This is a genomic window from Desulfurellaceae bacterium (assembly GCA_021296095.1).
Taxonomy (GTDB): Bacteria; Desulfobacterota; Binatia; order Bin18; family Bin18; genus JAAXHF01.
The window spans coordinates 1-10309 of sequence record JAGWBB010000119.1 but is presented as its reverse complement, the minus strand read 5'-3'; the positions used below and the strand labels follow the sequence as shown (position 1 = coordinate 10309).

Genomic DNA, 10309 nt, shown 5'->3' with positions numbered 1-10309 from the left:
CCCTGAACCCCTAAGCCAGGAAACCTGCCTGAAGCCATGAACCGGCCTCTCCGCGGAGGGAGAAGGGTTACCGCGTGTTACTGCTCTGGAGACGTGAGCCACTGCCCTCAGTATCCTGTTTGGGTAGGCTGCCAACCGTTTCCATATTCTATGTCCCACACGCCTGTTCCTCTTTCCTCCGAACAGAAGGTCTCCCCGAGGAGGGAAGATGGGAAAGTCTACATATTATGTCTCCGTTCTGGTCGTAGCGCTCCTGGTCTGGGGCGGCGGCGGTCCATCCGCGCCAGCCCAAGCGCAGTCTCCTTCGATGACATCCACTACGATTGCTCCAGCTGAGGAGCCACACGCGGCCCAGCAGCCCATGCCGACCACCGCGCTGGACCCCATCATTGTCACAGCGTCAAAGTTTGAAGAGCCACTTTCACAGGTATCAAACGCGGTAACGGTCGTGACACAGGAAGACATCGCGCGGCGTCAGACCACCGACCTGTTTGAGCAGTTGCGCGAGGTGCCGGGTTTCTCCTTCAGCCAGACCGGCAGCCGCGGTGCGACGACCTCGCTTTTTACGCGCGGCGGTGAGGCGGATCATAATATGATCCTGATCGATGGCGTGAAGGTCAACCGAGGGGGTGGCAGTTTCAAGTTCGGCGATATGACGACCCTGGGCATAGGCCGCATTGAGGTGGTGCGCGGCCCGCAGAGCGCTCTGTACGGCTCTGATGCCATGAGTACGGTCATTCAACTCCTGACACCGCGTGGACAGGGGCCGGCACGCGGAACCCTGAGTTTCCGTGCGGGCAACCCCGACACCTTTGAGGAGCGTCTCAGTATCTCCGGCGGGACAGCGCTGTACGGCTATAACGTGGCCGTCGGGCGGGTCGACAGCGGGGGCATCCTGCCGATCAATAACGACTACGGCAGCACGACTATCGCCTCCCGTTTCGACCTTGACCCCAGCGACGATCTGCAATTCACGACCACCCTCCGCTATATTGACAGCCGCTTTCACGTGACGACCAGCAGGGGTGATATCCTCGACCGGCAGGGGAACGGTTTGGACCCCCAGGCGACGAGTGACAACCGTCGTATTATTCTCGGACCGCGGGTCACCTATCAGCCTACCGTGTGGTGGAGACATAATCTTCAATTGGGGTTGCTATACGAATGGTTCACCTATCGCGACCCGGAAAATGGAGGAGTCGATTGTCGAGACGACGACACTGCGACCTGGAACGACTGTGACGGCCTGGGCTCCCTCACCATTAATAGCGAGTACCGGTTGTCTGCCGACTACTCCTCCGATTTTTTCCTGCCGGTCACGCTCGGTGTGGCGCCGACCTTTACCCTTGGGGGCTATGTCGAAGACGAACATTACAACCAAAAGAACGGACCCCGCGGGAGCCGCAACGCCCAGGCGTTCTACTCTCAACTGCATTTGGCGTGGCAAGAGACGCTGTTCGTGACGTCTGGGTTTCGATTGGACGACGCGGTCACGTATGGGACACACGTCAGCCCGCGGGTTTCGGCCGCCCTGATCCTCCCCGGCCTCGACACCAAACTGCGGGGTGGCTACAGCCAGGGGATCAAGGCAGCCAGTTTTTCCCAGAACATCGACACCGCATTTTCCCGCGGGGATCCTGACCTGGAGGCGGAGCAGTCCAAGAGTTGGGAAATCGGTCTTGACCAGCCCTTTTCTCTGGGCGCGTTCGACACCCAAGTGAGTCTGACGTATTTTTCGACCGAATATAAAAATCTGATCGCGTATACCTTCGCGCCCGCCCCAGCGCCGAATTACGTGAACGTGCACCGTGCCCGGAGTCGCGGGCTTGAAGTCGGGACATCCGCCGTCTTGCCTTACGGATTCTCGGTGCGGGGCTCGTATACCTATCTGGAAACCAAGGTGCTGGCGAATGCCGGAAACGACGGGTTTGGATCCTTCAGGCAGGGCGGCCCCCTGGTTCGACGACCCAAACATGTGGCTTCCTTCACCCTGAACTATGCCGGCGAGCGTCTGAACGCCAACTTTCATCTGTATATCAAGGGCAATGTCACCGAACGGCACGGCACCCTCCATGACGGCTACGAGCGGGCAGACGTGGCGCTGTCCTATCTGCTGTTCGAGGACCGCTGGGGTATCCGGGCTCTGACTCTCGAAGGGAAGGTGATGAATCTGTTTGACGCCGACTATCAGGAGGTCCTGTACTTCTCGTCCGCGGAAACGACTTTTATGACCGGCTTCCGGGCGGAGTTCTGAATCGTGGACCGGACAGAATTCCGACTGCAAAACGTCGTGCCCGGTCCGAAGATACTCTCGAAAGGTCAGCGGGCGAGCAGTGCCTGGGCGAGGCGTTCCTCTGCATCCGCATCGGGTGGCAGGCCGATACGCAGCCGGCTTTGACCCCAGTCAAAGCGGCGAACGGAGATACCGCACCTAGCCAAGCTGCGCCCGACACCAGCGGCGTCGTCGACTACAACGAAGCGAAAGAGGTCTACACCGCCCACCATATGCAGGCCGGCCGCGTTCAGAACTGCGTCCAGACGTACGCGTGCTGTCGCCAGCCGGTGACGGGTTTCCTGCTGCCAGCCGCTGTCTCGGTAGGCTTGCGCTCCCGCGGCCAGTGCCGGGCCGGATACGCTCCAGACACCCAGACATCGCCGGACTGTTTCCAGGGTGTCTGGCGGTGCAATCAGCGTCCCGAGCCGGAGTCCGGGCAGACCGAAGAATTTGCCGAACGAGCGCAGGAGGATGAGACCCGCCCGCCCGCCGCCTGCTGCCAGGGACAGGTCCGGCCGAACATCGGCATAGGCTTCGTCAACGATCAGCCAGCCGCCCTTTGCGGCCAGCGCCGTCCGCGCCGCCTCAAGCCGGGCCGGGTCCCAGACGCGGCCGTCAGGATTATTCGGGTTGCACAGGACGACGAGATCGGTCGAGGCGAGGATCTCCAAAGGGTCCGATATTTCGGTGACCCGACATCCCGCCGCTCGCCAGACCTCGGCATGGTCGGCAAAGGTCGGCCGCGTAATGGCCACTCGCATCCCACGTCGGGGTCGGAGCAATGTCGGTAGGAGACGGATGAGTAGCTCGCTACCCGGAATGGGTAGAACACACTCCGCCGGCGCTCCAAATGTCTCCGCCATTGCGTCCCTACAAGCTGACGTTGCGGTGGCAGTTGGTAAACGCTGGAGGGTCTCCGGCTGCGGGCTGTCCAGCGGATACGGCCAGGGGTTGATTCCGGTGGACAGATCGACCCAGGGTTCCGGTGCCTGGGGGAAACGGGCGCGCATGAGGTCAAGTGCCCCTCCGTGGGCACACTCGTCCATTCTCATGTCTGGGGTTCCCCGACCGCCAGGGCGAGCAGGATCAGTGCAGCCAACAGCATGGTCCGCACGTAGAGATACAGCCCGCGCCGTGCATCACCAGGTCCGGGGTCTGGTGCGGTCGCATTCAGCCAAGGGTCAGCCGCCTCCGTACCCGCATACACGCGTGGGCCGCGCAGCCGAATGCCGAGCGACCCGGCCATGGCGCTCTCCGGCCAGCCCGCATTGGGCGAGCGGTGATTCCGGGCGTCGCGGAGCATGACGGGGTCTGAAACTCGCCAGCGCAATGAGGCCGCCCGTAAGTCGAGCCGGAATGAGGTTGACCGCGTCGTCGAGCCGGGCGGCAAAGCCGCCGAACGCCCATAGACGATCGGTTCGGTAGCCGAGCATGGAATCCAGAGTATTGATAGCCTTATACGCGGTCAGCCCTGGCAAGCCGAGCAGGCTGCCCCAGAAGAGGGGTGCGATGACGCCGTCGGAAGCGTTCTCGGCCAGACTTTCCAGGTTCGCCCGTGCAACACCCGTGGTGTCGAGTTCGGTAGGATCACGGCTGACGATGTGGCTGACAGCCTGCCGTGCCCCCGCCAGATCGCCGTGTTCCAGGCGCTGAGTGACGCGCAGGACGTGACAATACAGACTACGGCTGGCCAGCAGGCTGGAAGCCACTGTCACTTCCACGGCAAAACCGAGCGGCGTTTCCGGCAGGAGGACAACCAGCAAATAGGCGGACAGCGTGGGCACGGCAACGACGACGAGCGTCGCCAGCATCCCGAGCGCGCGCCGCGCGGCGGGGCTGAAGCGATCCAGATTCAACGCTGCGTCGAGCGCAGATATCAGGCTGCCAATCCAGACCGCTGGGTGGCGGATGCGGCGGTAGAGCCAGTCGGGCCAGCCACAGACAGCCTCGACCAGGAATGCGCCTGACATGAGCATGATCGACGACACGCTCAGGCCACTCCTTCGATCTGTACGCTCCACTCGGTACCCTGGCGCTCAACCCGCGCGTGCATACCATAGACCGTCCGTAGCCGGTCTGCGGTCAGGGTCTCTTCGGGCGAACCATCGGCAAGGATTGCTCCGTCTTTCATCCAAATGAGCCGGTCGGCAAAGCGAACGGCAAGCCCCACGTCGTGCAGGACGACCAACACGCCGCCACCCGCGTCCACAAAACGCCGTAAGAGGTCCATGACCTGGAACTGGTGACGCAGGTCAAGGGCTGCGGTCGGCTCGTCGGCAATCAGCAGCGGCGCCTCGGCGGCAAAGGCTCGGGCACAATGAACACGGGCGAGTTCTCCGCCAGATAAGGTAGCGGTTCGGCGGTGGGCGAGGTCGACAAGATCGCATGCAGCCACTGCGCGATCAACCGCCTCGGCATCCCTGGCGCGTAACCGTCCGAGCGCCGCGCCGTAGGCGAAGCGTCCGAGCGCGACTACGTCGCGCACGGTATTGGGCCAAGCCAGCGGACGCACTTGCGGGAGATATCCTACGCGGCGAGCCCGTTCCATGGACGAGAGTCGTGCCGTGGCCGCGCCGGCCAGCGTCGCCGACCCCGTGGAAAGGTGTCCGAGGCCCAGCGCGGCGCGTAGCAAGGTGGTCTTACCCGCACCATTGGGCCCGAGCAGGGCGACCAACTCACCAGACCGTAGGCTCAAGGAAGCCGCCTCTACGAGTGTCGCTCGACCGATCCTGACTGTCACGTTTTTTGCGCAGAGTTCAGTCACGGACCGCCCTCCGCTGTAGGGTTATCCAGACAAAGACGGGTGCGCCAATAAAAGCGGCGACCACGCCTAGCTTCAGCTCCGAACTGGTAGGCAACAGACGGACCGCGATGTCAGCAAGGACGAGGACGAGCCCGGCAAGCAGTGCTGACGGTAGCAGGCTGCGCGCCGGGTCGTGACCGACGCGTGGGCGCACAATATGTGGCGCGATGATGCCGACAAAACCTATAGCGCCGGCGATCGCGACTGCTGCACCGGTGGCCAGCCCGGTACCCAGCACAACCGCGAGGCGCTGGCGACGGAGATTGAGGCCCACGCCGACGGCGGCTTCCTCCCCCAGGGTGAGAGCCGACAGCCCTCGGCGGGTCGCGAAGAGTATGGCCAGGCCGATAACCATGAATGGGGCGGCGAGTGCCAGGTCGTTAACACTCCGGTTGGCAACGGAGCCCAGCATCCAGTTCACCATATCCGCCAGTGAGAACGGATTGGGGGCAAGATTCATCAGCAGCGACATGGCCGCACCCGCAAAGCTCGACAGGCCGACGCCGACCAGGATGAGCGTGACCACCGATGAGGTGTGGACCGCGATCAGGGCGATGAGGGCCGACGCTGCGGACGCACCCGTGATGGCGGCCACCGGCACGCTATACCCCCAGGCATCTGCGAAGCCGTAGTACAGCACAAACGTCGCACCCAGAGAGGCTGACGCCGATACGCCCAAGACCCCAGGCTCCGCGAGCGGGTTGCGGAGCAATCCCTGCATCGCCGCGCCACTTGCCCCCAGCGCGGCGCCGACCACGAACGCGGCCAGCGCACGCGGCAAGCGTATCTGCCAGACGACCAGACTGTCGCCAACCGGGGCCTGCCCCAGGAACGCGGCCAGTACGCGGGGCGCGCCCATGGGGGTTGTACCAAGAAAACAGGCGGCCACCAGCGCCGCGACCGCCGTCGTGGCCAGGGCAAGATTGAGCCCGCTCGTGGTCACTACGGGGCCTCTCCGCGGCCTGTCACCGCCAGTGCCTCAATGGCGTCGAGCAGGAACCATCCGCCGCAGGCGACCCAGGCTCCTTCAAGCGAAACGACGGGCCGCTCACGGAGCTGTTGACGGGCGATGGGGTGGCGGGCCGCGCTCCAATTGTCATCGTGATTCGTGGCTCCCCAGATAACGGCCGCCACGAGGTCAGGTTGTTCATGGGCTAAACGCTCGAGTGGCAGGGACCGCCAGCCGGGCTCCCGCTGAAAGTTGGCCAGACCCGCAGCGCGCAGCATCTCGTGGACCAGCGTGCCGGGTCCGCTCGTCACGCCAGCCGGCGTCGTATACAGCGCCGCCGGCGCGTCCGGTAGGGCGCGCAGGGCTGCCAGCCGCGCGTCCATCTCGGCGATCACTGCTGCGCCGCGGGCCTGCTGACCGAGCCCTTCTGCCACTGCTGCAATCGTGTTTCTGACACCGTCGAGGTCGTGGGCGGCGTCGATTTGCAGCACAGGTGTGCCTATACGTTCGACAAACGCGGTGACATTCGGCCCTCCGCCGTAGGAGCGGACCACCAAGTCGGGCTGAAGGACGAGAACGTCTTCGGCCTGGGGGCGAATCTGTCTGAGTCCCTTGGCGTAGCCACGCATATAGGAAAAGGTTTTCTCAGCATCAGGCGAGACCGCCAGGATATGCTCACGCGGTGCTAGCTTGAGCACATACTGATCGGCGCAATAGTCAAGGCTGATGATGCGTTTCGGCTGGTCCAGGCGTTGCGGCTTCTCGGCAGGGCTACACGCGGCCAGCCCGACGAGCCCGACGAGAACGGCCAGCCGGAACGCCGCCTCAGAAATCAATCCCATGCTGGGCTTTGAGGCCGGCTTTGAAAGGATGCTTCACCTCGCGCATCTCGCTGACGAGGTCGGCATAGTCCTGAAGCTCCGGTTTAGCGTCGCGCCCTGTCAGAATGACACTCGTCCGGGTCGAGCGGGCTTTGAGGCCGGCAAGCACGGTCTCGACGGACAGATAGTCGTAGCGGAGCGCGATGTTGATTTCGTCCAGCACGACCAGATCATAGTCACCGCTTTCCAGCAGCGCCCGCGCCTTGGCAAAGGCAGCCTCGGCGGCGGCTGTGTCTTGGTCGCGGTCCTGAGTGTTCCAGGTGAAGCCATCGCCCATGCAGTGCCAGACGAGTTGATCGGGAAATCCAGCGAAGAATTTCCGTTCGCCGGTCATCCATTTGCCTTTGATGAACTGGACGACGCCGACCCGCTGGCCCCAGCCGAGCGCCCGGGCAATCACGCCAAAGGCGGAGCTTGATTTTCCCTTGCCGTCGCCGGTATAGACCAGCACCAGACCTCGTCCCGGATGGCGGGTCGCGCTCACCTTACGGCGCTGCTCAGCCTGCAGGACCTTCATCTTTTCCTTATGCGTGGCGGCAGTGTCCATGGGCTTTGAATGCAGGCCCTATACATACAAGCCAGCCTGCCGAAGTCAAGGGTGGCAGCCTCACCTCGTGTCTGGTTCCGCTCCTCCCGTGACTGGTTGCTGCTCCCGCTCCATGCTAGGGTCCCGAAGCGTTGCTATCGCGCCGCTGTATGCGAATGATCTCGTATCGAAAAGACGGAGCCCACTGAAGGAAGACTGTTCATGTTCAATGTTCGGCCCGTCTCCCACGCACGGGATGCCGCGGTCCAGCACGCCATCGACACCAAAACCAAGCCGCGTGGCGCGTTGGGAGCCATCGAGACCCTGGCCGCGCAGATTGCCCGCATCCAGGATACGCTCACGCCGCGCCTGGACCGCTGTCGCCTGGTCATTTTTGCGGGCGACCACGGGATAGCGGCTGAGGGGGTGTCTGTTTATCCACAAGAGGTGACGCGGCAGATGCTTGCCAATTTTCTCGCGGGTGGCGCTGCGGCGAATGTCTTTGCACGCGTGAACGGTGTAGACCTGCACGTCGTTGATGCCGGCGTCGCCGGCGCAACGTTCCAGGCCCCTGGACTCACCTCGCGGCGAATTGCTGCCGGAACCCGAAACAGCGCCGTGGAGGCTGCCATGACATCGGAACAGTTTGAGGCCGCGCTTGGCAGCGGCCGTGAGATTGGTGCGGACATCAGCGCGGAGGCGGCGGCATTCGGTGAAATGGGGATAGCCAACACCTCGTCTGCTAGCCTGATCGTCCACAAGCTCACCGGCATTGGGCTCGACGCGCTGGTCGGCGGCGGCACCGGACTTGACGCCGTCGGGCTGGCGCGCAAGCAGGCGGTCCTCGCGCGGGCCGCAGCACGTACACCGGTCCGGCTCGATGCGCGTGGGGCGCTCTGCGAGTACGGAGGATTCGAGGTGGTAATGATGGTCGGGGCGCTGATCGGCGCGGCCCAGGCCGGAACGGTCGTGCTTGTAGATGGGTTTATCTCGAGCGCCGCCGCGCTCGCTGCGGTCGAGCTTGCTCCGCCGCTGCGAGAGTATCTCATCTTCGCCCACCGATCCGCCGAACCAGGCCACCGCGTGGTGCTTGAGGCCCTGGCCGCCCGTCCGGTGCTTGACCTGGAAATGCGTCTGGGTGAAGGCACTGGCGCGCTGCTGGTCTGGCCGATTCTCAAATCCGCTGCGGCGATGCTGTCGGACATGGCAACTTTCGAGACTGCCGGGGTTAGCGGAGCAGGAGAATGAACGCGGCCCGTCGGGAACTCGACGCATTACTGCTCGCCGTTCAATTCCTGACCTGTTGGCCGGTGCGGGTGTCGGGTGTCTTCTCTGAGGAGAGACTGTCTGCCATGGTCCGTTATTACCCGCTCGTCGGTGCCTTGATCGGTGCGTTTGCTGGAGGCGTCTTCTGGCTCGCCCATTTGGTTTTTCCGATGAGTCTGGCAGTTGTCCTCTCCACCGCAGCCTCGTTGATCGCGACCGGTGCCCTGCACGAGGATGGATTCGCGGATGTCTGCGATGGGCTCGGCGGCACAGATCGGGAGAAAACGCTCGCTATCATGCGCGATAGTCGGCTCGGAGCCTATGGCGCGGCCGGTCTCGGACTGATGCTCGCGGCGAAAATCTTGGCCCTGGTCGCGCTGCCGTCACATATTGTCCCGTGGTTGCTGGTCGCCGCGCACGCCGCCAGTCGGTCGTCCTCCGTGCTTGCGATCGCGACGAGCCATTACGTACGAGACGTCGGTATGGCCACACCGGTCGCCGAGACGCTGCGTCCCGGTGGCCTCCTGTTCTCCCTGGCAACCGGTGTGGCCGCGGTGTGTGGATTGGGGGTGGCGTATGCGCAGGCCATTATTCCCGTCGGTCTGATAGGGCTTGCCGCCGGGCATCTCGCCATGCGCGGCATGTATGAGCGCAGGCTGGGCGGATACACCGGAGACTGTCTCGGTGGCGTACAGCAAATGAGCGAGCTGGGGATGTATCTTGGAGTCGTTGGGGCGCTGGCGTCGCTGTGACGGTTGTGTGCATGAGGCTCAGGTCGGTTCCTTGAGGAGAACCGGCAAGCCCGCAGCTACGAAGTAGACGCGCTCCGCCAGCTGGGCGACGGCCTGGTTGAGCCGGCCGGCGTGGTCACGGAAGGCGCGCGCAGCGGCATTGTCCGGCACGATGCCTAGGCCGACCTCATTGGCGACCAATACTATCGGCCCGGATACATCGGTGAGCGTATCGAGTAGAGCATCCTGGGCGGCGTCGATTTCTCGATTATAATGCATGAGGTTCCCAAGCCACACCGTCAGGCAATCGATCAGCAGGCAGACGTTGGGTGCGCCCTCCTGCCGAATGGCCTCTGCGAGATCAATCGGCGCTTCTACCGTACGCCAGTCAGCCCCCCGCTGGCGGCGGTGTGCCTCGATGCGGTGTACCATCTCGTCGTCAACGCGCTCGGCAGTCGCGATATAGACCCGCTGGCTATGGCCGCGTGCCAGACTCTCGGCAAAGGTGCTCTTGCCCGAGCGCGCACCGCCGAGTACCAGGGTCATACCAAAGCAAGGTTCGATTGTACTCATATTGCCGTACGATACTGTTTCAGAGTACCTACTGGCTATCGGATTCGGGATGACGGCAAAAGGGGAGTGGAGTATATATCTTGGACATGGGCCAGAGCTTTGACCGTCGGGACAAAATTATGAGGGCACCAGGCCGGTGTCAGTGAGGGGGAGACATGGAGACTCTGCTGGACCCGCTGCCGTCTGACAAACTCGCCCATCCGCCCAAACCGCCACCGCAACTGCTATGGAAGCTCGCATTTCTCGTGGGTCGCTTTCACGGCGATGGGAGCTATGCGAAAGGTGGGCGGCGATTTCACAAGCAG

At 63.3% G+C, this 10309-nt stretch carries 10 protein-coding genes; 3 read left to right on the top strand and 7 right to left on the bottom strand.

Annotated features, from left to right (window positions below):
• Positions 1 to 208: 208 nt before the first annotated feature.
• Positions 209 to 2254: a TonB-dependent receptor gene (locus tag J4F42_20350; GenBank protein ID MCE2487872.1), complete on the top strand. Its 2046-nt coding sequence runs from the start codon at positions 209 to 211 to the stop codon at positions 2252 to 2254.
• Between the two features lie 65 nt (positions 2255 to 2319).
• Here J4F42_20350 and J4F42_20345 read toward each other — a convergent pair whose 3' ends face one another.
• The 6 genes from J4F42_20345 to cobO form a co-directional block, all read right to left on the bottom strand.
• A complete protein-coding gene (locus J4F42_20345; protein ID MCE2487871.1) occupies positions 2320 to 3285 on the bottom strand; it encodes a threonine-phosphate decarboxylase in 966 nt (321 codons plus the stop codon).
• Between the two features lie 171 nt (positions 3286 to 3456).
• On the bottom strand, positions 3457 to 4263 hold the full coding sequence (gene cobD, locus J4F42_20340) for a cobalamin biosynthesis protein CobD (protein ID MCE2487870.1): 807 nt from the start codon (positions 4261 to 4263) through the stop codon (positions 3457 to 3459).
• A gap of 2 nt (positions 4264 to 4265) precedes the next feature.
• A complete protein-coding gene (locus J4F42_20335; GenBank protein ID MCE2487869.1) occupies positions 4266 to 4970 on the bottom strand; it encodes an ABC transporter ATP-binding protein in 705 nt (234 codons plus the stop codon).
• Positions 4971 to 5031: 61 nt separating this feature from the next.
• Complete coding sequence (locus J4F42_20330) at positions 5032 to 6021, bottom strand: iron ABC transporter permease (GenBank protein ID MCE2487868.1); 990 nt, start codon at positions 6019 to 6021, stop codon at positions 5032 to 5034.
• Positions 6021 to 6869, bottom strand: a complete 849-nt coding sequence (locus tag J4F42_20325) for an ABC transporter substrate-binding protein (GenBank protein ID MCE2487867.1) — start codon at positions 6867 to 6869, stop codon at positions 6021 to 6023. The genes J4F42_20330 and J4F42_20325 overlap by 1 nt, the downstream gene beginning before the upstream one ends.
• On the bottom strand, positions 6853 to 7425 hold the full coding sequence (gene cobO / locus J4F42_20320) for a cob(I)yrinic acid a,c-diamide adenosyltransferase (protein MCE2487866.1): 573 nt from the start codon (positions 7423 to 7425) through the stop codon (positions 6853 to 6855). The genes J4F42_20325 and cobO overlap by 17 nt, the downstream gene beginning before the upstream one ends.
• 231 nt (positions 7426 to 7656) lie before the next feature.
• Here cobO and cobT point away from each other — a divergent pair, with 231 nt between their 5' ends.
• On the top strand, positions 7657 to 8682 hold the full coding sequence (gene cobT, locus J4F42_20315) for a nicotinate-nucleotide--dimethylbenzimidazole phosphoribosyltransferase (protein MCE2487865.1): 1026 nt from the start codon (positions 7657 to 7659) through the stop codon (positions 8680 to 8682).
• Entirely contained in the window at positions 8679 to 9452 is a 774-nt protein-coding gene (gene cobS, locus J4F42_20310) for an adenosylcobinamide-GDP ribazoletransferase (protein MCE2487864.1), read from the top strand. Before cobT ends, cobS begins: the two co-directional genes overlap by 4 nt.
• Positions 9453 to 9470: 18 nt before the next feature.
• Here cobS and cobU read toward each other — a convergent pair whose 3' ends face one another.
• A complete protein-coding gene (gene cobU, locus J4F42_20305) occupies positions 9471 to 10004 on the bottom strand; it encodes a bifunctional adenosylcobinamide kinase/adenosylcobinamide-phosphate guanylyltransferase (protein ID MCE2487863.1) in 534 nt (177 codons plus the stop codon).
• Between the last annotated feature and the right edge of the window lie 305 nt (positions 10005 to 10309).